General features: G+C 57.1%; 21 protein-coding genes and 1 pseudogene. 6 read left to right on the top strand and 16 right to left on the bottom strand.

Features of this window, described 5'->3' with window-relative positions; genetic code table 11:
* Positions 1-115: 115 nt before the first annotated feature.
* From TK42_RS27385 to TK42_RS17430, 5 genes and pseudogenes are all read right to left on the bottom strand, one after another.
* Positions 116-892, bottom strand: a pseudogene (locus tag TK42_RS27385) (PAS domain-containing protein); the annotation flags it as partial.
* A gap of 236 nt (positions 893-1,128) precedes the next feature.
* Entirely contained in the window at positions 1,129-2,070 is a 942-nt protein-coding gene (locus tag TK42_RS17445) for an aliphatic sulfonate ABC transporter substrate-binding protein (protein WP_103734759.1), read from the bottom strand.
* A gap of 62 nt (positions 2,071-2,132) precedes the next feature.
* Positions 2,133-2,642 (bottom strand): sigma-70 family RNA polymerase sigma factor, encoded by a 510-nt coding sequence (locus tag TK42_RS17440; RefSeq protein ID WP_032879778.1) that lies wholly within the window; start codon positions 2,640-2,642, stop codon positions 2,133-2,135.
* Between the two features lie 108 nt (positions 2,643-2,750).
* The gene (locus TK42_RS17435) at positions 2,751-3,542 is read right to left on the bottom strand and encodes a phosphate/phosphite/phosphonate ABC transporter substrate-binding protein (RefSeq protein ID WP_103734758.1); all 792 of its coding nucleotides are present in this window, start codon (positions 3,540-3,542) and stop codon (positions 2,751-2,753) included.
* 9 nt (positions 3,543-3,551) lie between these two features.
* Positions 3,552-4,481, bottom strand: coding sequence for a fatty acid desaturase (locus tag TK42_RS17430; protein WP_103734757.1), 930 nt, complete (start codon positions 4,479-4,481; stop codon positions 3,552-3,554).
* Between the two features lie 300 nt (positions 4,482-4,781).
* Between TK42_RS17430 and TK42_RS17425 the strand changes: the two genes are divergently transcribed.
* On the top strand, positions 4,782-5,195 hold the full coding sequence (locus tag TK42_RS17425; protein WP_103734756.1) for a GNAT family N-acetyltransferase: 414 nt from the start codon (positions 4,782-4,784) through the stop codon (positions 5,193-5,195).
* Positions 5,196-5,325: 130 nt separating this feature from the next.
* On the opposite strand, the gene def is transcribed toward TK42_RS17425, so the two are convergent.
* The 3 genes from def to TK42_RS17410 form a co-directional block, all read right to left on the bottom strand.
* On the bottom strand, positions 5,326-5,865 hold the full coding sequence (gene def, locus TK42_RS17420; RefSeq protein WP_005790734.1) for a peptide deformylase: 540 nt from the start codon (positions 5,863-5,865) through the stop codon (positions 5,326-5,328).
* Positions 5,862-6,818 carry a YihY/virulence factor BrkB family protein gene (locus TK42_RS17415; protein WP_078822151.1) on the bottom strand — a complete coding sequence of 319 codons (957 nt, stop codon included), beginning with the start codon at positions 6,816-6,818 and terminating at the stop codon, positions 5,862-5,864. Before TK42_RS17415 ends, def begins: the two co-directional genes overlap by 4 nt.
* Before the next feature lie 179 nt (positions 6,819-6,997).
* Positions 6,998-7,183 carry a CsbD family protein gene (locus TK42_RS17410; protein WP_032879770.1) on the bottom strand — a complete coding sequence of 62 codons (186 nt, stop codon included), beginning with the start codon at positions 7,181-7,183 and terminating at the stop codon, positions 6,998-7,000.
* A gap of 197 nt (positions 7,184-7,380) precedes the next feature.
* Here TK42_RS17410 and TK42_RS17405 point away from each other — a divergent pair, with 197 nt between their 5' ends.
* Positions 7,381-7,758, top strand: a complete 378-nt coding sequence (locus tag TK42_RS17405; RefSeq protein ID WP_005790741.1) for a hypothetical protein — start codon at positions 7,381-7,383, stop codon at positions 7,756-7,758.
* Between the two features lie 61 nt (positions 7,759-7,819).
* Here the strand turns inward: TK42_RS17405 and TK42_RS17400 are convergent, their stop codons facing one another.
* The 7 genes from TK42_RS17400 to fadD2 all read right to left on the bottom strand — a co-directional run bounded on the left by TK42_RS17400 (position 7,820) and on the right by fadD2 (position 17,981).
* Positions 7,820-9,007 (bottom strand): multidrug effflux MFS transporter, encoded by a 1,188-nt coding sequence (locus TK42_RS17400; RefSeq protein WP_103734755.1) that lies wholly within the window; start codon positions 9,005-9,007, stop codon positions 7,820-7,822.
* Between the two features lie 10 nt (positions 9,008-9,017).
* Positions 9,018-10,748, bottom strand: coding sequence for a thiamine pyrophosphate-binding protein (locus TK42_RS17395; protein WP_103734754.1), 1,731 nt, complete (start codon positions 10,746-10,748; stop codon positions 9,018-9,020).
* Positions 10,749-10,762: 14 nt separating this feature from the next.
* Positions 10,763-11,542 (bottom strand): phytanoyl-CoA dioxygenase family protein, encoded by a 780-nt coding sequence (locus tag TK42_RS17390; protein ID WP_103734753.1) that lies wholly within the window; start codon positions 11,540-11,542, stop codon positions 10,763-10,765.
* Between the two features lie 64 nt (positions 11,543-11,606).
* Entirely contained in the window at positions 11,607-12,959 is a 1,353-nt protein-coding gene (gene aroA, locus TK42_RS17385; RefSeq protein ID WP_032879766.1) for a 3-phosphoshikimate 1-carboxyvinyltransferase, read from the bottom strand.
* A gap of 299 nt (positions 12,960-13,258) precedes the next feature.
* Positions 13,259-14,047, bottom strand: a complete 789-nt coding sequence (locus TK42_RS17380; RefSeq protein WP_103734752.1) for an SDR family oxidoreductase — start codon at positions 14,045-14,047, stop codon at positions 13,259-13,261.
* Between the two features lie 172 nt (positions 14,048-14,219).
* Positions 14,220-15,911, bottom strand: coding sequence for a long-chain-fatty-acid--CoA ligase FadD1 (gene fadD1, locus TK42_RS17375; protein ID WP_005790755.1), 1,692 nt, complete (start codon positions 15,909-15,911; stop codon positions 14,220-14,222).
* Between the two features lie 381 nt (positions 15,912-16,292).
* A complete protein-coding gene (gene fadD2 / locus TK42_RS17370; protein ID WP_078822156.1) occupies positions 16,293-17,981 on the bottom strand; it encodes a long-chain-fatty-acid--CoA ligase FadD2 in 1,689 nt (562 codons plus the stop codon).
* Positions 17,982-18,191: 210 nt separating this feature from the next.
* Here fadD2 and TK42_RS17365 point away from each other — a divergent pair, with 210 nt between their 5' ends.
* Complete coding sequence (locus TK42_RS17365) at positions 18,192-19,136, top strand: alpha/beta hydrolase (RefSeq protein WP_103734751.1); 945 nt, start codon at positions 18,192-18,194, stop codon at positions 19,134-19,136.
* Positions 19,137-19,192: 56 nt separating this feature from the next.
* Positions 19,193-19,663: a MaoC family dehydratase gene (locus tag TK42_RS17360; RefSeq protein WP_015885544.1), complete on the top strand. Its 471-nt coding sequence runs from the start codon at positions 19,193-19,195 to the stop codon at positions 19,661-19,663.
* Positions 19,664-19,806: 143 nt separating this feature from the next.
* Here TK42_RS17360 and TK42_RS17355 read toward each other — a convergent pair whose 3' ends face one another.
* Positions 19,807-20,274: a PA2169 family four-helix-bundle protein gene (locus TK42_RS17355; protein WP_003175720.1), complete on the bottom strand. Its 468-nt coding sequence runs from the start codon at positions 20,272-20,274 to the stop codon at positions 19,807-19,809.
* A gap of 204 nt (positions 20,275-20,478) precedes the next feature.
* Between TK42_RS17355 and TK42_RS17350 the strand changes: the two genes are divergently transcribed.
* Both TK42_RS17350 and TK42_RS17345 read left to right on the top strand, forming a co-directional pair.
* Entirely contained in the window at positions 20,479-20,715 is a 237-nt protein-coding gene (locus TK42_RS17350; protein ID WP_005790761.1) for a DUF3820 family protein, read from the top strand.
* Between the two features lie 10 nt (positions 20,716-20,725).
* A complete protein-coding gene (locus TK42_RS17345; RefSeq protein WP_103734750.1) occupies positions 20,726-21,901 on the top strand; it encodes an aminotransferase class V-fold PLP-dependent enzyme in 1,176 nt (391 codons plus the stop codon).
* Positions 21,902-22,003: the final 102 nt, after the last annotated feature.

Below are 22,003 nucleotides of genomic sequence, written 5' to 3'. Positions count from 1 at the left end.
CCTCGATGATCTGTACCGTTTGCTGCACCACCTGCGAGCCCTTGCGGGCGCAGGCGTCGTTTTGTACGGAGGTGGCGTGGGCCGAATCAGCGGCGGTGCGCAGGGTGGTGACCTGGTCGGTGATGTCGCTGGCAAATTTCACCACTTTGTACAGGCGCCCATTGGTATCGAAGATCGGGTTGTAGGACGCCTCCAGAAACAAGGTCTTGCCGTATTTGTTTTTACGCTCGAAGCGATGGGAGTGGTATTCGCCGCGATTGAGGGAGGCCCAGAATGCCTTGTAGGCCGGCGACTCCACTTCACTGCGATGACAGAACATGCTGTGGTGCTGGCCGATGATTTCCTCCCGTGAGTACTGCACGGTACGCAGGAAATTGTCGTTGGCATTCAGGATCTGGCCCTGGGGCGTGAACTCGATTACCGCCATGGAACGGCCAATGGCGTCGATCAGGCTCTGGTTTTCGTGTTCATGGTGCACCCGTGCAGAAATATCCGACGCCACTTTGATCACACTGCGTACCTGGTTGTCGCTGTCCAGCACCGGCATGTAGCTGGCTTCAAGCCATATCTCTTCACCGCGCTTGTTCAAACGCATGAAGGTGCCACTGAGCGCCTCGCCCCGCGCCAGGTCACGCCACAACTTGCTGTATTCGTCGGTGTGGGTGTAGGCCTCATCGCAGAAAATGCGGTGATGTTTACCGAGGATCTCATCGACGCTGTAACCCATGCTCTTGCAGAAATTTTCGTTGGCTTCGAGGATCACGCCTGTGCGATCAAACTCGATCATCGCCATGGAACGGCTGATGGCTGCGAGCTTGGCATTGGCTTCGGTGAGGGCACAGGAAAAACGCTGGATTTCTTGCAGGTCGGATTTGTGATGGCGGTTGAACATGGTCAGATCACCCTTGAGTCCCGGCGCCTGAACGGCGCATTCCATTCTTGTGTTGGTAAACCTTCACGGGGAAATAACCATTCAAAACGCTTTATAGGCCAAGCATCATTAACGGTCCTGGGTGAGCATAGACAGGGGTTAGCGCTATGCAAGGCCACTAATCAGCCAGCATTGCCAACCGGGCGCTGGCGGCGCGCACCCCATGTTCTGAAATGCGCTCAATCGATGAGAGGGGCTTATTCGGGCTTGAAGACAATCTGCTGCACGTCGACCTTTCTAGGGATCAGGCCGTTGGCAAAAAACAGGTCCGCCGTGCGCTGCTGATTGGCGACGTCGATCGCCTGCAACGGACGGATCGGCGCGGGCGAGCGGTGCTCGAAGTAGCTTTTGACCACCGCCGGTGGCAGGCCAAGGGTGCCGGCCATCAATGCGATGCTTTCATCGGGTTGGTCGAGTGATAGTCGCTGCGCCTTGCCGAGGGTCTGGATAATGGTGGCGATGGCCTGGGGATGTTGCTGGGCGAACGGGCCGTTGACCACAAAAAAACTGCCGGCAGGGTTAAGGCCCTGGCCATCACCCAGCACGCGAGCAGAGCCGTCGACTACGGCGGCCGAGTAGTACGGGTCCCAGACCACCCAGGCATCGACCTTGCCTTGTTCGAAGGCCGCACGGCCGTCAGAAGGCGACAGGTACACCACGTTCACGTCCTTCCATTGCAAACCGGCGCGCAGCAGGCTCTTGAGGAACAGGTTGTGTGCACTGGAGCCCTTGAGCAACGCCACGCGCTTGCCCTTGAGCTCCGCGACGTTCTGCACGGTGCTGGCCTTGGGCACCAGCACGGCTTCGGTCTTGCCGTCGTTGGGCTCGACGGCAAAGTACTGCAAGTCGATGCCTGCCGCCTGGGCAAAGATCGGCGGGATGTCGCCGATATTGCCGATGTCCAGGCTGCCGGCGTTGAGTGCCTCGATCAGCGGCGGGCCGCCGAGGAATTCGGTCCATTGCACCTGGGTGCCGGGCAGCGCAGCTTCGAAGAGCTTGTGCTCACGGGCGAGCACCATACTCACCGAGCTTTTCTGGTAGCCGATGCGCAGGGTGGGAGGTTCGGCGGCGGGCGCAGGCTGGGCGAAGACGGTGAGTGCCAGCAGCGAACCCCCTAGTAGTTTTTTCAGTTTTTTCATGGGTTGCCTCATGGTCGTGATCGTGAGCGGATTGGCCGTGTGCAGTGAGTCAGGCGTGGCGTTCATTCCAGGCACAACCGCAGGCGGCCGTTAAGGGCGCGGGCCATGTAATCACTGACCGAGCGCTGGGAAACTCCTAGTTCGGCCGCGATCGCGGGGTACGTCAGGCCATTGAGTCGGGACAACAGGAACGTCGCCCTGACCTTGGCCGGCAGGCCGTCGAGCCACTGGTCGACGGCCTGCAGCGCCTCGCACGTCTGGGCCAGGTTTTCGGGGGACGGCACGCTAAAGGCTTCATCGTTATCCAGGGCGTCGAGATAGGCGCGCTCCAGGTCACGTCGCCGCCACAGCTGATACATCAGGCGCTGGGCAATGGTGGTGAGCAAGGCGCGAGGCTGACGGATCGGGGCGACGTCGAGTGCGCTCAGGAGCTGGACAAAGGTGTCGGCGGCGATGTCTTCGGCGTGTGCACGGGAATCGAGTTGACGATACAAGCGGCTGCACAACCAGGCGTAATGGCTGCGGAACAGTGCGCCCACGTAGGCGGGGTGAGAGGTGTCGGCGCCGGACATAGTGGCTCCTGTCGAGTAGGGTGCGCGTTATGTCCGGTGTTCCGGTAGAGCGATCCTAGCAAGGCCTCTTATTCTTTAATAATATTTAAAATGCATTTTTATATAGCTTTATTGAATATCCGTATAGCCAAGGCTGGCGGCTTGCCGTTGGTAATCCAACAGCACCTGATAGTCGTCTTCGCTAGCGGGGAGCACGGCTTGCACACCAAGGGTTTGCACCACCTGCGGCAGGTCTTGCAACGCCAGGTTCATCGCTTCGCGGACCTGCTTCAGCTGCACATCGCTCAAGCCCGGCGGGCCGATATAGGGCAAGGTCGGGCTCGGCGCGCTGCGGGTAACCATGCGCAAACCCGCGACCTCTTCGGGCACGAAACGCGCCAGGTAGTCGTAGGTCACGCTGTCGATGGCAGCGAGGTCCGCGCGATCTTCACGCAGCCAGCGCAGGCTCTCACGGTGGGCACCGCTGACGGCGACGCTGGCGAAGAAACGCCCGTCGCGCTGCAACGGTGCCAGGCAGTGGCGCAGTAGGTTCATGCCACTGTTGGAGTCGTGGCCGTTGATCACCCCGCGGCTGTTGTAGAACTGCGCCAGGATAGTACGTGGGTTGTCAACGCGGCTCAGCAACAGGCTGCAGTGTTCGCCATTGCTGCTATGGGGCAGCTCGTAGCGGGGGCGACCGACGACGCGAACCTGGCCACGCAGTTGGGTCATCAGCGGGTAGCCGCAGGTTTGGGTGACGAGCAATTCTGGCGCCAGCCACAGGCCGGGCAAGTCGAGGTGGTCGGCGTTACGCCGATGCAGGCCCAAGCGCTCAAGGATGCGCGCAAGCCACTGTTGATTGGCTTGCTCGATGGGCTCCGGGGCGACATACATGCGCAACTCGGCATAGTGCTCACTCATGGGCATCTCTCAGGCAAAGGGGTGCCGAGGGCTGTCGATAGCCTTGAGGCCATGGCGGCCGATCAACTGGCCGTAGCCTTGTACCAGGAACCCACCGCTGCGCGTCAGCCACTGCTCGCGGCGGGCGCGATACACCCTCGGCAGCAAGAACCAGGGAAGTTTCGGCAGGTCGTGGTGCACCAGGTGCAGGTTGTTGTTGAGGAACAGCCAGCGCCAGGGCCAGGACGCTTCGTTGAGCACCGTGCGCTGTTCCGGCCGCGGATGCGGGCGATGTTCATAGTAGGAACGGATCGACGCCAGCGACAAGGCCGGCACGCTCACCAGCAGCAGGTAATGCCACACCGGCAAGGCACTGTAATGGGCGATAAAACCCAGCATCAACAGGGTCACGGCGCCGTGGGCCAGCCACATCGGCCAAACCTCTGGCAGGCGTTGCCATTGATCGCGCAGTAAGCGGCTGATGGCCAGGGGTGCCGCCAGCAGCAAGCGACCGACTACGGTCTTGGTCAGCCAATGCACGCTGCGTTGCAAGCGCGAGCTGGCATCCCATTGCTGTTGGTTAAGGTAGCGGCTTTCCGGGTCGATGCCGGGCAGGGTCAGGTCTTCGTCGTGATGATGCAACAGGTGGCTGTCGCGATACAGGGTGTAGGGGTACCACACGGCAAACGGCGCGTAACCGAGCAGTTTGTTCACCAACGGCAAACGGGTGGGATGGCCGTGCAGCAACTCGTGTTGCAGCGACAGCCAGAGGGTCACCAACGGGATCAGCAACAAGGTGCTGCACCACAGGCCCAGCCAGTGGCTGGCAAGCAACACACCGAACCAGCCGGCATACACGCCGAGCAACAGCAGCCAGGTCGGCCATTCGGTCTTCGCGGTAAAACTTGCAGCCAGGGCTTGAATTTCCCGGCGGTGGCTCAGGTCAAGGTAGTTGGCCATCGGCAGCTCAGAGCAGGTGTTTCCTACTCTGTGCCGCGAGACGCGCCAATCTTGCAGATCCTTTGGTTCTAAGCTTGTAACTCAGTGACCGAACAGCCCAGTCTCGGACTTCTTGGCTTTCTTGTCCGCTCGCTTTTCATCGGCGGTCTTTGCCGGTTTTTTCTTCGCGGCTTTCTTTGAATCCATACCTTTGGCCATGATGCATGCTCAACTTAAGGGGATGTAGCACTGGGTATACCACCTATTGCCCGGCAGAAGGCGCTTATAATCCCCGGCCCTGACCCCGCTGGCCCAAAGACCATGCCCGAACTGCACATCGAACCGCTGGCAGAGCCTCTGTGGCCACTGTTGAACAAGTTTTACCGCAGCCACAACTCTTCGATGAAGGCCCTCAAGGGCGGCCGTTTGTGGGTAGCTCGCGACGGCGAGATCGTGGCTGGGTTGTGCTTGAGCCCGGTGGTGGGTGGGCAGTGGCTGACGGGGGTGTTTGTCGATCCGGCCTATCGCGGCCAGGGGTTGGCGGCACGCTTGATTGAGCAGGCGGTAGCCGCAGTGGAGGGTACGGTGTGGCTGCTGTGCCATCCGGATCTGGAGGGGTTGTATCAGCGTATGGGGTTCAGTCAGGACACGCTGCTGCCGCAGTCCCTCAGCGAGCGGTTGGTGCGCTACAAACGGAACAAGCCGATGATTGCGATGGGGTTCTCAATCACCTGAATGATGCCGGATAAAAATGTGGGAGGGGGCTTGCTCCCGATGGCGGAGTGTCCGTCGCTGAAATGTCGACCGGTCCACCGCTATCGGGAGCAAGCCCCCTCCCACATTGGGACCTCAGGTAGCCTGGTGTTTATTCGTCAGCTGTCGGATCCAATTCCGGAAACATCACTTCGATAAACCCGAACTTGCTGAAATCAGTGATCCGCGACGGGTACAGCCGACCGATCAAGTGGTCGCATTCATGCTGCACCACCCGTGCATGAAAGCCGTCGGCAAAACGCACAATCGGCTCGCCCTTGGGGTCGAAACCTTCGTAGCGAATCTGCTGATAACGGTTCACGGCGCCGCGCAAACCCGGCACCGACAGGCAGCCTTCGAAGCCCTCTTCCAGCACCGGGCTCAGGGGCGTGATAAGCGGGTTGATCAGGATGGTCTGCGGTACAGGCGGCGCCTCCGGGTAGCGTTCGCTGGCCTCGAAACCAAAAATCACCAGTTGCAGGTCGACACCAATCTGCGGTGCAGCCAGGCCAACACCGCCCACGTGTTCCATGGTCTGGAACATGTCGTCGATCAGTTGCCACAACTCGGGGCTGTCGAACATTTCCGGCGGTACCGGTGGGGCGATACGCAGCAGGCGTTCGTCGCCCATTTTCAGGATTTCACGGATCATCGCGGCACTTCTTCAGGAGTGGGCTTGGAGTGGTCCCGGCCTAGGCCCGAGACGTGCTGTTTTTCATCGGTGTGACCGGGTTCGTCAAACTCCTTTTCACCTGGGTCCTTGCCTTCGGCCGACATGTGTTCGATCACGGCATTCATCTCCGCACCCAGCAGTAACACGGCGGCGGAAATATAGAAGTACAGGAGCAGGACAATGATCGCGCCGATGCTGCCATACATGGCGTTGTAGTCGGCGAAGGTCTTGACGTAATAACCAAAGCCCAGGGAAGCCACGATCCACACCACCACGGCCAACACCGAGCCTGGGGTAATGAAGCGGAATTTCTGCTCGACGTCCGGCATCACGTAATACATGAGTGCCACGGCGAACATCAGCAGGATCACGATCAATGGCCAGCGCAGGATGGTCCACAGGGTGACGACGAACTCCTGCATGCCGATCTGCCCGGCCAGCCACTCCATGACCTGCGGGCCAAGCACCATCAGCGCAGCGGCGGCCAGCAACATGCCGGCAATGCCGACGGTGTAAAAAATCGACAGGGGGAAGCGCTTCCAGATCGGCCGGCCTTCGACGACGTCATAGGCCGCGTTCATCGCACTCATCATCAGGCGTACGCCCGCAGAGGCGGTCCACAGCGCGATGACGATACCAACCGAAAGCAGGCCGCCCTTGGACTGTTGCAACTGGTCGATGACCGGGTTGACCTGCTCCAGCGCCTGGGGCGGCAACACCAGCTCCGACTGCAGGCGCAGCCAGGTGAAGAAGTCCGGCAGATGCAGGAAACCGATCAGGGCAATCAGGAACAGCAGGAAGGGAAACAAGGAGAACAGCATCTGGTAAGCCAGTGCCGAAGCGTAGGTAGGCATCTCGTCATCGACGAATTCCTTGACGGTGCGTATCAGCACCTTGTGCAGCTTGAGACCATCGAGTACCGGAAAAATCATAGCGTCTCCTTTCGCCGCAAAGAGGTTGAGTTCGTGGGCGACTCAGGGGCCGTTTTCTACATCAAAGTAGCCCATTTGGCGACTTTGAAACAATTTCCAAAATTTAGTTGCAACAGTTCACACAAAAACGGCCATCCGTGGATGGCCGCCATACTGCTGGGCAAACCCAGGAGAACGCCTTATTCGGTGGCTTTTTTCACCGCGTCCTTGGTTTTCCCGACTGCTTGCTGCGCTTCACCTTTTTTCTCTTGGATCACGCCTTCAGCACGCAGCTTGTCGTTGTCTGTGACTTTGCCGACACCCTGCTTGATGTTGCCGACCGCTTCGTTCGCCAAACCTTTTGCCTTATCCGATGTGCTGCTCATGGTATTTCTCCTGGAACAATCGAGGGTTTTGGTCATTACGTAGAGGTTGACCCAGGGCGCTTCGGCAGAGTTTCAATTATTTTCGCGAGGCATTTTATCGCCTGCCGCAGGTTTGGCTTTATGTTTTGCGGCCAACCCACGAGAATGCCCGGCACATTCAGGCTGCAACGCTGAATAACAGATCCCGTAGGAAGGTTATGAAACTCAATAAAGCACAGGCTATCGCCCGCAGAAACCAGGAACTGGGCGGTGCCGTACTCGGCGTCAACAACTGCCATTTCACCGACCTGGACCACAAGCGCAACATCTGGTGGTTCGACCTGCCCGTTGCGCGGATTGCCGTGGGCCAGTACGAGTGGATCCATCTGCTGATGCATAACGCCGAGACGGACCAGTTGTTGCACCTGAAGGTGCCGACTGTGTTTCTGCGCGAAAAGCTGGAAGGGTTGGTGGTGCGCAATGCGGGCAAGCGCAAGCCGGAGATAACCCTGGAACTGAGCGCCGACAAGGACTCGTTCCTCAAGGATGTACGCCCGGCGGGTGCCGGCGTGAGCTTTGCCCAGTTCACTCTGTAACCATCGCCCCTAACCGGCGAGAGCGTGACTGCTGTGCCAGCAGTCACGCTCTCGCGCACTTTCAGGCGGTTGCCACTGACCGACCGGCAATACGCTGAGCCAGGGCGATGGCAAACAGGCAAAACAGCGACATGACCAGTATCCCCATCATCAGCCCCATGGCGGTGCTGGTGTGCCCCTCAGAGAAAAAGAACAGCGCCACTGCCGCGCCCGCCATCTTGATCGCGCCTTGCAGCGCACTCCCGGTACCGGCATGTTTTGCCTGGCCATGCAGACTGATCCCCAACAGCAAGGGTGAGGACAGGCCACAGCCGAGAGCGACCAAAAAGCCATACGCCACCAGCGCCGGGGCCGTGACCAGTTGGAATGCCTGGAGAACCAGCGGAGCGAGCGCCGCCAACACCGTCAGCGCCACCAGGGACGTCATCAGGATGCGCTCAGGCGAGTAACGATTCAAAAACCGCTTGGTCAGGTAAGAACCCAAGACGATACCCGCAGAGTAGCCAACGAACAGCAGGCCGTTTTCCTGGCTCTGCAGATGGAACTGCAATTGATAGATGAATGGGCTCGCGGTGAAGTAGCCGATGGTGATCGCAAACAGTACCGCAGAGACCAGGCTGTAAACCATGAAGTTGAAGTCGCGCAGCAGTACTTTGAAACCCTCAAGCCGTTTGGAAGGCACGCCCTGCAGCGGAGCTGTTTCAACCAGTGTGGCCTTGATAAATACGGCGCCGAGCAGCGTGATCAGGGTCAGTGCGTAGAAATTATATTGCCAAGGAAGTGCAGCAGTAATAAAACCACCCAGCACCGGCGCAAGCGCAGGCGAGACCTGGGACGCCATGGAGAACACCGTCAGCGATTTGGACAACTCGGTTTTATCTTTGAACGTATCGCTCAATATTGCCCGGCTTATCACGGGGCAACCGCCAGCACCGATGCCTGTTAACAAACGAAACAGATAGAGCGCCTGAATACTGTCCGCCGTCGACGTCAGGTAATTGCCCAAGGCGCCGAGGGCAAGGGAGACCATAATCACCGGTACCCGCCCTTTTCTATCGGAGATCGGCCCATACACCAACTGGGACAGTGCAAAGCCTGCCAGATAGAAGACCACCAGGTTTTGGGACTGCGCGTCAGTTACCGAAAATACCCGTGCAATCTCCGGCAAGGCGGGGTTGTACAAGTCAATGGAAAACAACCCCAATACCAGGATCAGGCAGGAGTTGGTGATCACCATTCTAGAATTCACGACAGGCTCCTTACAGTAATGGATGGTCTTTCAAGCGTGTGCCGTATTCGCTATTGGGCGTGGTATGTCGCCCGTCGCATTTGATTTCAATCAGATGAGGTGCGGCGGTGCTCATGATGCTTTCAATACAATCTTGCAAGGCCTGTGGGGAGTCCACGCACGTCGCGCTCACGCCCAGGCTCTGGGCAAACAGGCACCAGTTGTAATCGGGAATTTGCGTCAGCGCGGCTAAGTTGTCTTTGTTATTGAAGTAACTTGCCGAATAGGACCGGTTATTGAAAACGACGAAGACGATATTCAACCCATGTTTCGCGGCGGTCGATAGCTCAAGGCCCTGCATCAGCATGCAGCCATCACCGGTAATCACCATGGTTTTGCCATCGGGGCGGGCGAAACTTGCACCGATGCCTGCCGGGATACTCCAGCCCATCGGGCCTAATGTGGTTGCCGATAAATAGGCCGCCGCTCCCCGCGCGGTCCAGTAGTGGCCGAAGAAGGATCGATGGGAGCCCGAATCGACACACACCACGCCATCACTGGGGAAAAACGCTTGCAGCACCGGGATATAGGCGGCGGGATGGTCGGCAAGATTGCCCGTAGCTTTGGCATCGACCGGGTAATGCAGCGGCACCCGTTGAAGATCATTCGACCATCTGGAGCGACTCTCCTGGCTGGCCTCCAACTCTTGTGCGTGAACCTCGCTGACCAGCCTCAGGAAACCCTCCCCCGTCGCCACCACACCGTGATCAATATCAAGATACCGTCCCAGATAATCTGGGTTCTCATCCACCTGGATCGCGCCAAATTGAGGCCTTAGCTCATGGGACCAGAGCATGGTGCTCCATTGAGTGGTATCGAGCCCAAGGAGAATCACACCGTCCACACCGCCCTTGAACGCCTCGATAGCGCGCTTGTTTCCCGAATAACCGTAAACGCCCAAAGCGTTGGGATGGTCCTCCGGGAACAGCCCTTTGGCGCTCAAGGTGGTCGCGACCGGAATCGAAAAGCGCTCGGAAAATGCCAGGAGCGCAGCGCCAACCTTGGAGTTTTTGCAACGTAGCCCCGCGAGAATGACGAGATTGGTCGAGCGCTTGAACACGGCCTTGATCGCCGCGCTTTTGATCTTTTCAACGGCAAGCGCTTGGTTGCTCCACGACTCCAGTACGTTGGCGGCGATATCGGCGCGGCTCGTGGATTTCTCGTACAGTGCTTCCTTGCTGACGGCCAAGTAGGTCGGGCCTTTTTCCATGCCTTTCAACAACCGCACCGATTCGCGCAAAAACGCCGACAAGGGTTGCCCTGCCTTGACCTCGAGGGCACTGCGGGTGATGGGTTTGAATACATCACACAGATTCACGCCGGTTTGGCTCCCGTCCTGCAGCACGTTTTGCATTTCCAGCGATGACGCAATCTGGCCCGACAAGAGCAAGACCGACTGGTGGTCCGTGTAAGCGGAAGCGATCCCGGTCAGCGCGTTGGTAACACCCGGCCCGCCTATCACCAGGCACACCCCGAATGTTTCACTGGCACGCGCATAGCCTTCGGCCATATAGGACGCGCCTGTTTCACACGCTGTAACCACCGGTTCAATGTCAAGCGTTGTAGAGCCATCACTGGGATAACAACGCATAAACGCATTGATCAACTTGCCAGGCACCATGAAGAAGTGCGTAACCCCCAAAGACTGAAGTTGGCGAAGAATGTAATGTGCACCGGTTTCGCCAGTACTTTGCAATTCCATTGCAAATCCCCTGTTCAGATCTCGATAAATGTGATGTTCTCGCCCTTCATCTTCAACACGGCATCTTGTGAAAAAGAAGAGGGGTAGCGCACATTGGGCATATCGGCAAAATATGGCTTGGGGCTGTTGGGCAAATAGTCCGAAACATGCAGACTGCGCTCAGCCCGGGCACGCAGGTAGGTAATGTAGGATGCGTTATGTTTGGTCGAAGCAGAAACAGTCCATTGAATGGCCAGCTTTGTTTCCACAGGCGTCTGATCCGGCGCACTGCTGCGATGAGTTACTCGATTATCCCAAATAACCAGATCGCCGGCCTTACTCATGATCGTGCGCTCGAATTTTACCGGTTCGGCGAGCCTGATCTTGACTTCATCTTTACTGAGCTTGTGCGATCCCGGCAGTAAGGTGATGCCGCCGCCCGACACAGGATGATTATCTTGAAGATAATAAGCACACTGTAAGAATTCGGGAAATGCGCTAGGCGAAATCACTTCGTCGGGAAGAAAGTACGCATCATTGTGCCATGGTATATAAACGCTCTCGCGCACCGTAAAATTCGGTAACAGCGAAAAATCCGACTGAAAAATATCCTTTATCGCCTGAATAGCACCAGGATGGAGCAGTGCATTGACCATATCACTAAATTGCAGAAACGCCGTTGGCAACAGCGTGCTCTGCTCGGTCTCTGCCAAACTATGGACATACGTTTTACGCAACTTTTCCACCTGCTCGCTGCAGAGTACTCCTGGAATAACGACGTACCCATCCCGCTCAAGCTTTTCTCGAAAATTCATGATCTATAATCCGTTATATAGAGGGTGACCCAGGCCACCCTCCCTTTAATTCAAAGATAAAAAGTTAGACTTCAACATGCTTGGCGGCTGTCGAACTTTCTTCAAACGACACGCCCAGACGTTCAAACTCCTGGAAGAAATCCGGAAAGGAACAATGAACGTCTTGATAACCATCCAACTCATTAAGCTGTTGGCACCGCAAGGAAGCCACAAACAATGACATGAAAATTCGATGGTCACCCCAGGCTGACAACACTGCATCACCGGCGTAACTCGGTTCACCACGAATAACGAAGCCATCGTAGACGCCGTTTTTAAACAACGGCTGTATGTCCACACCCATTTTCACCAGCTCGGTCACCATCGCCTCAATGCGTGGCGACTTGTGCAAGCGCGTAATGGAGCCGCCGGTCACTTTGAACTCACCCTGCACATAAGCACCGATCGCCGCCAGTGTCGGTACAATATTGGGGTAATCACTCGCATCGAAATGATACTTGCCTTTTAACTCAGCCAACTTATTAACAATGCGTACTTCATTGGCAGCGTCATTGAACTCAACATTGACGCCCAGCGCCTCGGCCACTTTGAGAATCGCACGCTCGCCCTGCAAACTCTTGCTGTTCATGTTCTTGAGCGTCAACTCGCCCGGAAAGATGATGCCGGCCGCGATCAAATAGGACGATGAGGTGTAGTCACCGACGATCGTATAGTTCGCGCTGCGATAGTGGCCGGGATACACCGTAATTTGTGAATAGTCAGCGTTCACCTCATAGCTGATCCCCGCGGTGCTGAGGGTTTCCAAAGTCTGCTTGATATACGAAAGCGACAGAATTTCACCGCGGATATTCACCACCGTAGGTTGTTTGGCGAGGGGGGCGCAGAACAGAATCGCAGTGATGAATTGCGAGCTGATATTGCCCTCAATCGTACACTCTCCCCCTTTATAACCCCCCCAGTTCACAATCGGGGCCTTGCCACTGTGGTTGATGCATGAAATATGGGCCCCCAGCCCTTCCAGGGCGACAAACAAAGGCTCCATGACACGCCCCCGCAGAACTTCATCACCGGTAATAACCGCCGGCGTCGTTGTAAAGCACGTCAACGCAGCAAACACTCGAAATACCAACCCGGAGCCTAGAGCGTCGATCACCTTCTTTTCGGGCTTGATCAAGCCGCCTGTGCCAGTTACCACTAATCTGCCTGGTTGCTCCTCAATAATTGCACCAATACTACGACATGCCTTTTTCATTGTTTCGGTTTCAAGGCAACGAAGGTCGTTGTAAATATAAGAAGTTCCCGAGGCGAGGCTGGCGGCAATAATTGCCCGTTGTGTTTCAGGTTTTGAGGACGGGATGGTGGCGATAGTGCCGATCGATGAGGTAGGAAAGACTTTCAAGCGTTTTTGGGTCGACATGCATTGCTCCCTAAGACAGTAGATCCAATGTGATCGGCGAGCGGGCATTACGCTCACCGACGCGACAGAAATATCTTGTTACAACCACTAAAAACCTATCCTAGGGTTTAACGCGTTTCAAATAACAAAATGGAATAAGATTGGATCCAATCTATGACTCATTGAATTTTTTCGTTTTACTTCAGTCCGTTACGGCACACAAGAAAAAGCAAAACCCATAAAAAAACCGCCATCGCTGGCGGTTTAAATTTTAAAAACTCTACTATTTCATATGGCACAACGACATCTTTGGCTATCCATTAGAAGATACCCGGGTAGGCGCCGCCATCGATAAGGATGTTCTGACCGGTCACATAGGCAGCCTGATGACTGCATAAAAAAGCGCACAATGCAGCGAACTCAGCCGGGTCACCAAAGCGCCCCGCCGGAATGGTTGCCAGTCGACTTTCAGCCATAGCGTTCACTGTTTTTCCTGAACGCTCTGCCGCCACTTGAAAGGTATTTTCCAATCGCTCGGTTTTGAACGCACCGGGGAGAATATTATTGATCGTGGTGTTTCTCGACGCGAAGTCTTTCTGACGCGCCAAGCCCGCCACAAAACCGGTAAGCCCACATCGGACTGAGGTTGAAAGCCCCAATGCATCCAGGGGCGCTTTAACCGCGCCGGAAGTTATATTGATTATCCGGCCGAAGCCTCGACCTGCCATGGAATCGATCACTGACTTGATGAGTTCGATAGGTGCCAACATATTGGTATCAATTGCTGCACGCCACTCTTGATCGGTCCACTCACGAAAGTTCCCAGGCTTGGGCCCCCCGGCATTATTGATCAATATATCAACTTGCGGGGCAGCATCGACCAATGCCTGGCGAATCGAAGGGTCAGTAATATCACCTACCACCGTGATGACTTCTCCCTCAGGGTTTCTGAGTTTCAAACGCTGTGCGGCAGCCTCTAAGTCAGGCGCGCCCCGTGCGTTAATCACGATGTTTACCCCCTCGTCCGCAAGCGCCTGGGCACAGCTATAACCCAACCCTTTACTGGCAGCGCAGACGACAGCCCATTTACCTCTAATCCCTAAGTCCATCATCACTCCTCGATCAGCCGTCAACTTGCAAGCGTCGCGTATTTAGCGAGCGTGCGTCGTTATTAGTCGATATCACACAAGCCCGTGGAGTGACAAGCCGGGCATTACGCCGCGCCAGAGGCAAAAAAATACCCCTCAGCGAGGGGTACTTTTCAATTCACGCTTTACCGGGCTATTTCTTCACACCCAGCTTTTTCAGTTCTTCATCACGCAATTCACGCCGCAGAATCTTGCCGACGTTAGTTGTAGGCAACGCATCACGGAACTCAACAGCCTTGGGCACCTTGTAGCCGGTGACGTTGGCGCGCATGTGCTCCATCACCTGGTCCTTGGTGAGGGTGGCGCCTGGCTTGACCACGATGAAGATCTTGATGTGCTCTCCGGACTTCTCGTCCGGCACACCGATGGCTGCGCACTGCAACACGCCCGGCAGGCCTGCCAGTACGTCTTCCAGTTCGTTGGGGTAGACGTTGAAGCCGGAGACCAGAATCATGTCTTTCTTGCGGTCGACAATGCGCATATAGCCGTCTGGCTGGATGATCGCGATGTCACCGGTTTTCAGCCAACCTTCGCTGTCGAGCATCTCGGCGGTGGCGTCTTCGCGCTGCCAGTAGCCCTTCATGACTTGCGGGCCCTTGACGCACAGCTCGCCGGTTTCACCCAGCGCCAACTCGGTACCGTCGTCGGCGATGACTTTACACACTGTGGACGGTACCGGAATGCCAATGGTGCCGATCTGGATATGCTGGATCGGGTTCACCGTGGCCACCGGGCTGGTTTCGGTCATGCCGTAGCCTTCGCAGATACCACAGCCGGTCACGGCCTTCCAACGCTCGGCGGCCGCCAATTGCAGGGCCATGCCGCCCGACAGGGTGACTTTGAGCGCGGAGAAATCGAGTTTGCGGAAGGCTTCGTTGTTGCACAGCGCCACGAACAGGGTATTCAAGCCGACGAACCCGCTGAACTTCCACTTCGACAGTTCCTTGACCATCGCCGGCAGGTCACGCGGGTTGCTGATCAGGATGTTGTGGTTGCCGATCAGCATCATCGCCATGCAGTGAAAGGTGAAGGCATAGATGTGGTAAAGCGGCAGCGGTGTGATCAGGATCTCGCAGCCTTCGTTGAGGTTGGACCCCATCAGCGCCTTGCATTGCAGCATGTTGGCGACGAGGTTGCGGTGGGTCAGCATCGCGCCCTTGGCCACACCGGTGGTACCACCGGTATATTGCAACACCGCCACATCGCTGCTGGCCGGGCTGACATCATTCACCGGCTGGCCATGGCCCTTGGCAAGCACGTCATTGAACGTGATGGCCTGGGGCAAGTGATAGGCCGGGACCATCTTCTTCACGTACTTGATCACGCTGTTGATCAGCAGGCGCTTGAACGGCGACAGCAGGTCGGCGACTTCAGTGACGATCACATGCTTGACGGCGGTCTTGGGCACGACTTTTTCAGCCAGGTGCGCCATGTTGGCCAGGCAAACCAGGGCCTTGGCCCCGGAATCATTGAATTGATGTTCCATTTCCCGTGCGGTGTACAGCGGGTTGGTGTTGACCACGATCAGGCCGGCACGAATGGCGCCGAACACGGCGACCGGGTATTGCAGGACGTTGGGCAGTTGCACGGCGATTCGATCGCCAGGCTTCAAGTCGGTATGCTGTTGCAGATACGCGGCAAATGCCCCGGACAATTCGTAGAGTTCACCGTAGGTGATGGTCTTGCCCAGGTTGCTGAAAGCCGGTTTGTTGGCGAAGCGCTGGCAGGACTGCTTCAGTACCGCCTGAATATTCGGATACTCGTCTGGATTGATCTGTGCAGCAATCCCGGCGGGGTACTTATCCTTCCAAAAGTCTTCATTCATGGAAGCCCACTCCTCAGCGACGCGAATTCATCATCGCATTTGATGCGATTATTATTGGTGTATGTTTTTAGGTGAATCTGGCGCTTTCAAGCAGGCCGAGACGTCACAAAGCGCGCCGAGAGTAGCAGCTTTGCCGAGGGCCGCCTAGAGCCAAAAGAGGGCCCTACAGTCATAAACATGACTCAAGAATATCCAATGGTCACTTTTAGAGCAAAAATTCTATATCAATGAAATACGCTCTGGAATGGGCTTTCCTGGGCGACGGATAACAAATGTGGGAGGGGGCTTGCTCCCGATAGCAGTGTGTCAGTCAACAGAGTCTTTGGCTGATCCACCGCTATCGGGAGCAAGCCCCCTCCCACATTTTGACCCTATTTCAATTCAGGCGATGTCGCGAAGCTCGCGCCGCAGAATTTTCCCCACCGGCGTCATCGGCAAAGACTCCCTCAGCACAATGTGCTTGGGCACCTTGTACCCCGTGAAATTGGCCTTGCAGTACGCCTTCAGCTCCTCAATGCTCACCCCTTGGGCCCGCGCTACCACGAACAGCTTCACCGCCTCCCCCGTGCGCTCGTCCGGCACGCCGATCACCGCGCAGCTGGCTACGGCCGGGTGGGCCATCACCACATCTTCGATTTCGTTGGGATAGACATTGAAGCCGGAGACGATAATCAGGTCTTTCTTGCGATCAACAATGCTGACATAGCCGTCGGTGTCGATCACGGCAATGTCACCGGTCTTGAGCCAGCCTTCAGCGTCCAGGGTTTCGGCGGTGGCCTGGGGTTGCTGCCAGTACCCCTTCATCACCTGCGGGCCCTGGATGCATAACTCGCCGCGCTCACCCAACGGCAGTTCGTGCCCTTGATCATCAACCACTTTCATGGCGGTGCCCGGCACCGGAATGCCCACGGTCCCCAGGCGCGACAGGCCGCCGTACGGGTTGGTGCTGGCCACCGGTGAAGTTTCGGTGAGGCCGTAGCCTTCGCCGATGGAGCAACCGGTCAGCGCCTTCCACCGTTCCGCCGTGGCCTTGACCAGAGCGGTGCCGCCGGAGTTGGTGATCTTGAGATGGGAGAAATCCAGGCTCTTGAAATCCGGGTGATCCATCAACGCCACAAACAGGGTGTTGAGCCCCAGCAGCCCGGTGAAGCGCCACTGCTTGAGCTCCTTGATAAAGCCGCCAATGTCCCGTGGGTTGGTGATCAGCACGTTGTGGTTGCCGGACACCATCATGCACATGCAATTCGCCGTGAATGCATAGATATGGTACAGCGGCAGCGGTGCGATCATGACCTCCTGCCCTTCCTTGATCAGCGGGTGGCCGTCTTCACCCAGTTGCGACATGCACGCCCGCACCTGCTGCATGTTCGCCACCAGGTTGCCATGGGTGAGCATCGCGCCCTTGGCCAGGCCGGTGGTGCCGCCGGTGTATTGCAGCACGGCAATATCGTCCAGGGTTACCGGATGGCGCGTCACCCCAAGGCCCGCGCCCATGCGCAACGCACGCTTGAACGACACGGCCCGTGGCAGGTGGTAGGCCGGGACCATCTTCTTCACCTTGTCGACCACGGTGTTGACCAGCCAACCTTTGGCGGCGGGCATGAAGTCGCCCATCCTGGCTTCGATCAAGTAGTCGATCTCGGTGTCGGTGCAGACCTCCTGCACCCGCGAACCGAACAGGTTGAGGTACACCAGCGCCCGCACACCTGCGTCCTTGAACTGGTGGCGCATCTCGCGGGGAGTGTACAGCGGGTTGGTATTGACCACGATCAGCCCGGCGCGCAATGCGCCGAATACCGCAACCGGATAATGCAGCACATTAGGCATTTGCACCGCGATGCGCTCGCCAGGCTTGAGGTCGGTGTGCTGTTGAAGGTAACCGGCGAACGCCGCACTCTGGCGTTCAAGCTCGGCGTAGGTCAGGGTAATGCCCATGTTGCTGAACGCCGGACGGTCGGCAAAGGTCTTGCAGGAACGCTCGAAAACTTCGATCACCGACTTGTAGGTGGTGAGGTCGATGTCATTGGGAACGCCCGCTGCGCGTTTGTCATTCCAGAAATCAGGTTGCATTATTCTTGTCCTCTTACCTGAGTATGTCCGGCCGCTTTAAGCGTTTATAAAAAGCGGAGCTTTGGGGACGTTAGCAGCTATGAGCAAACAGGCAAATACGCTAAATCGTGTCATTGATTGTATGAATCTTGCGTCTAACGTGTAGGCAGATACCCCGCAACTCTGCGAATGAGCTATACACTGCAACGACCCTGAGCAAAGGAAGCCGCCATGACCCACAGCACCTTCTGGCTGACCGCGAATGACCACAGCCGCCTGTACGTCAATCAATGGCTGCCAGACACCCCGCCCAAGGCGGTGGTGATGCTCTCCCACGGCATGGCCGAACACAGTGGTCGTTATGCTCGCCTGGCCGACGCCTTGTGCAGCGCCGGCTACGGGGTGTATGCGCTGGACCAGCGCGGTCATGGGCGTACTGCCGATGAGGGCACCCTGGGGCTGTACGCTGAAAAGGATGGCTGGAACAAAGTGGTCGGCGACCTGGCCAGCCTCAACCAGCATATCGGCCAGCAAAAACCGGGCCTGCCGATTATTTTGCTCGGCCACAGCATGGGCAGCTACATCGCCCAGGGCTATTTGCTGCACCACAGCGCCAGCCTGCATGGCGCGATTCTCAGCGGTTCGAATTTCCAGCCGGTAGCGTTGTATAGCGCGGCACGGCTGATCGCACGTATCGAACGCATGCGCCAGGGGTTGCGCGGCCGCAGTGCGTTGATCGAGTTCCTGTCATTCGGCTCGTTCAACAAAGCGTTCAAACCCAATCGCACCGCCTGCGACTGGCTGAGCCGCGACCCGGACGAAGTCGACAAGTACATCAACGACCCGCTCTGCGGTTTTCGCTGCACCAACCAGTTGTGGATCGACCTGCTGGGCGGCTTGCAGCAAATCAGCAAAGCGTCCAATCTCGCGCAGATCGACCCGGGCTTGCCGATCCTGGTGATGGGCGGCGAATGTGATCCGGTAAGTGAAGGCAAGCGTCTCAAGGACCTGGCCCATGCCCTGCGTGAGGCCGGCTGCCAGAACATACAATTGAACCTCTACCCGCAGGCGCGGCATGAAGTATTCAACGAAACCAACCGTGATGAAGTCACAACGGATGTATTGACCTGGCTCGACCAGGCCCTGGCCCTGCGCAGGCCGGCCCGCTGTGAATAATTTTTCGTTTAAAATCAGTCAATTAATTACCGCTTAGCCACAGGATGCAGCTTTAGATGACCCAGGTAACCAACACCCCGTATGAAGCCCTCGAAGTCGGCCAGACGGCCAGCTACAGCAAGTTGGTAGAAGAGCGCGATATCCAGCTGTTCGCTGCCATGTCCGGCGACCACAACCCGGTGCACCTGGATGCCGAATACGCCAAGGCAACCATGTTCAAGGAGCGCATTGCCCACGGCATGTTCAGCGGTGCGCTGATCAGTGCGGCCGTAGCCTGCGAGCTGCCTGGGCCGGGCACTATCTACATCGGCCAGCAAATGACCTTCCAGAAGCCGGTCAAGATTGGCGATACCCTTACCGTGCGTTTGGAAATCCTTGAAAAACTGCCGAAGTTTCGCGTACGCATCGCTACACGCGTATTCAACCAGCGTGATGAGTTGGTGGTAGATGGCGAGGCAGAGATTCTGGCGCCGCGCAAGCAGCAGGTGGTGACGTTGACCGAGTTGCCGCCGATCAGTATTGGCTGAGGCTGACTGCAATCTCAGCATTTACACAATACAAATGTGGGAGGGGGCTTGCCCCCGATGGCGGTGAGTCAGTCACTGAATAGGTCGACTGATTCACCGCCATCGGGAGCAAGCCCCCTCCCACAGTTGCTACAGTGCAGGTCTTACGACTGAGCACGAGCCTGGTTACGCAGGGCTTTTACTTGGTCGTGGTTGCGCTGTACGCCGTGGTACTGACGCTCCACCAGGTCACGAATGCCCAGCAGGTTGTGCTTGTTGATCTTCTCGATCGCTTCACGGTAAGCCTTCAGTGCGTGGTCTTCACCGCGCTCGGCTTCGTTCAGTACCGCTTCTTCATCCTTGCCAGTGACCATCGACTTCACGTCGACCCAGCCACGGTGCAGAGCACCTGCTACGCTGCCGGAATCTTCCGGATCGCCACCCAGGGCACGCACGGCGGTTTTCAATTCAGCGGCGGCAGTGGCGCAATCAGCAGAGCGCTTGGCAAACAGAGCCTTGAGTTCCGGATGCTTGATATCTTCAGCGCATTCCTTGAAACCCTTTTGGCCGTCGATGCTGGTTTCGATCAGGTCGTTCAGTACGGAGATCGATTCTTTATTGATGTCAGTCATTTTTCAATTCCTTGTACGGGTTAGAAGGGTGTCTTGGTTATTGCAGCGCCCGTGCCAGGTTTTTAAGAATTAACTTATCCTTTAATTTCAATAACTTATGAAATATTGAACCATCTGTATGTGCGTTATTTGCATGATCTGTCATTTGGCCTTCATGCAGAATGCCTGTATTTTCGAAGACCTCGCCTCAATCCCGCGAAGCTTATGAATCCTGAAAAACTCGAACTGCTGATCACCCGCGAAATGCCCTTCGGCAAATACAAGGGCCGGATCATCGCCGACCTGCCTGGCCCCTACCTGAACTGGTTTGCCCGTGAAGGTTTCCCCCACGGCGAATTGGGCGGTCTGCTGGCCTTGATGCAGGAAATCGACCACAACGGCCTGGCCGAACTGCTCGAACCACTGCGGGCCAAACACGGCAAACCTGCCCCCCGCCATTAAGAGACTCGCCATGCCAAGGAATGCCGACAACGAACGCCACTGGCACACCATCGCCCAGTGCTATGACCTGCAACCCGGGCCGATCAACCTGGAAAACGGCTACTTCGGGCGTATGAGCCGTGCAGTGCAGGCGCAATACCTTGAGCACATCAGCTTTATCAACCGCAGCAACTCGGTGCATGTGCGCCAACGTTTCGAGCAAGGTGAAAACGTCGAGATTCGCCGCACGCTGGCGGCATTGATTGACGTCGACCCCGAGTCGATCGCCTTCACGCGCAACGCTACCGAAGCCTTACAGTCGCTGATCCGCAACTACAACCGCCTGCAACCCGGCGACCAGGTGCTGATCAGCGATTTGGAGTACGACACGGTCAAGGGCGCCATGCGCTGGCTTGCCGATGTTCGCGGCGTGGAGGTGATCGAGGTGTCACACACCCACCCGGCCAGTTTCGACAGCCTGGTGCAGACGTATAACAAGGCGTTCGCGCAGTATCCGCGTCTTAAACTGATGGCCCTGACGCATGTCACTCACCGCACCGGCCTGGTGATGCCCGTTGCGGCCATTGCCAAGGCCGCACGCGAACAGCATATCGACGTGATCCTCGACGGCGCCCACGCCCTGGGCCAGTTCGAGTTCAACCTGGCTGAACTGGGCATCCAATTCGCGGGGTTCAACCTGCACAAATGGATGGGTGCACCGCTGACCCTGGGCTTTTTATATATCGCCCCCGAGCGCCTGGCCGATATCGACCCGGACATGGGCGAGTTTCACTACCCGGCCACGGATGTGCGCGCTCGTACGTCCTACAGCACACCGAACTTTCCCGCGCTGATGACCTTGCCGTTGGTGTTTGAAGAACATCGGCAATTGGGTGGCGCCGCGGCCAAGGGTGCGCGGGTCAATTACCTGCGGGATCTGTGGGTAAACCAGGTGCGCCCCTTGCAGGGTATTGAAGTGCTGACCTCGGATGATCCGCGGCTGTATTGCGGGATCACCGCGTTCAAGTTCCTCGGGCGGGATCAGCAGGTGATGGTGGATCGTATGCGCAGGGACTACGACTTGTTTACCACCACGCGTGTGGGTGCGTCGTTTGGCACCTGTATTCGGGTGACACCAGGGTTGGTGACATCGGCAGCGGACATCGACGTGCTAGTCAACGCCATTAACCAGTTGAGCACAGATTAAACATGTGGGAGCTGGCTTGCCTGCGATGGCGGTGTATCAGCGCAAAAGATGTCAGCTGACCCACCGCTATCGCAGGCAAGCCAGCTCCCACAGTTGAACATC

This window comes from Pseudomonas sp. GZJR-8 (genome assembly GCF_002916705.1).
Lineage (GTDB): Bacteria > Pseudomonadota > Gammaproteobacteria > Pseudomonadales > Pseudomonadaceae > Aquipseudomonas > Aquipseudomonas synxantha_A.
This window is presented reverse-complemented; position numbering and strand designations above follow the sequence as displayed.

Coding starts and splice junctions, on each gene's coding strand:
- TK42_RS17440 (WP_032879778.1), bottom strand. CDS start 2,642: ATGTCCGGCGCCGACACCTCTCACCCCGCCTACGTGGGCGCACTGTTC.
- TK42_RS17410 (WP_032879770.1), bottom strand. CDS start 7,183: ATGAGCAGCACATCGGATAAGGCAAAAGGTTTGGCGAACGAAGCGGTC.
- fadD2 (WP_078822156.1), bottom strand. CDS start 17,981: ATGCAACCTGATTTCTGGAATGACAAACGCGCAGCGGGCGTTCCCAAT.
- TK42_RS17435 (WP_103734758.1), bottom strand. CDS start 3,542: ATGAGTGAGCACTATGCCGAGTTGCGCATGTATGTCGCCCCGGAGCCC.
- TK42_RS17430 (WP_103734757.1), bottom strand. CDS start 4,481: ATGGCCAACTACCTTGACCTGAGCCACCGCCGGGAAATTCAAGCCCTG.
- TK42_RS17415 (WP_078822151.1), bottom strand. CDS start 6,818: ATGATTTTTCCGGTACTCGATGGTCTCAAGCTGCACAAGGTGCTGATA.
- TK42_RS17390 (WP_103734753.1), bottom strand. CDS start 11,542: ATGAATTTTCGAGAAAAGCTTGAGCGGGATGGGTACGTCGTTATTCCA.
- fadD1 (WP_005790755.1), bottom strand. CDS start 15,911: ATGAATGAAGACTTTTGGAAGGATAAGTACCCCGCCGGGATTGCTGCA.
- aroA (WP_032879766.1), bottom strand. CDS start 12,959: ATGTCGACCCAAAAACGCTTGAAAGTCTTTCCTACCTCATCGATCGGC.
- def (WP_005790734.1), bottom strand. CDS start 5,865: ATGATCCGTGAAATCCTGAAAATGGGCGACGAACGCCTGCTGCGTATC.
- TK42_RS17380 (WP_103734752.1), bottom strand. CDS start 14,047: ATGGACTTAGGGATTAGAGGTAAATGGGCTGTCGTCTGCGCTGCCAGT.
- TK42_RS17395 (WP_103734754.1), bottom strand. CDS start 10,748: ATGGAATTGCAAAGTACTGGCGAAACCGGTGCACATTACATTCTTCGC.
- TK42_RS17405 (WP_005790741.1), top strand. CDS start 7,381: ATGAAACTCAATAAAGCACAGGCTATCGCCCGCAGAAACCAGGAACTG.
- TK42_RS17355 (WP_003175720.1), bottom strand. CDS start 20,274: ATGACTGACATCAATAAAGAATCGATCTCCGTACTGAACGACCTGATC.
- TK42_RS17365 (WP_103734751.1), top strand. CDS start 18,192: ATGACCCACAGCACCTTCTGGCTGACCGCGAATGACCACAGCCGCCTG.
- TK42_RS17360 (WP_015885544.1), top strand. CDS start 19,193: ATGACCCAGGTAACCAACACCCCGTATGAAGCCCTCGAAGTCGGCCAG.
- TK42_RS17350 (WP_005790761.1), top strand. CDS start 20,479: ATGAATCCTGAAAAACTCGAACTGCTGATCACCCGCGAAATGCCCTTC.
- TK42_RS17425 (WP_103734756.1), top strand. CDS start 4,782: ATGCCCGAACTGCACATCGAACCGCTGGCAGAGCCTCTGTGGCCACTG.
- TK42_RS17345 (WP_103734750.1), top strand. CDS start 20,726: ATGCCAAGGAATGCCGACAACGAACGCCACTGGCACACCATCGCCCAG.
- TK42_RS17445 (WP_103734759.1), bottom strand. CDS start 2,070: ATGAAAAAACTGAAAAAACTACTAGGGGGTTCGCTGCTGGCACTCACC.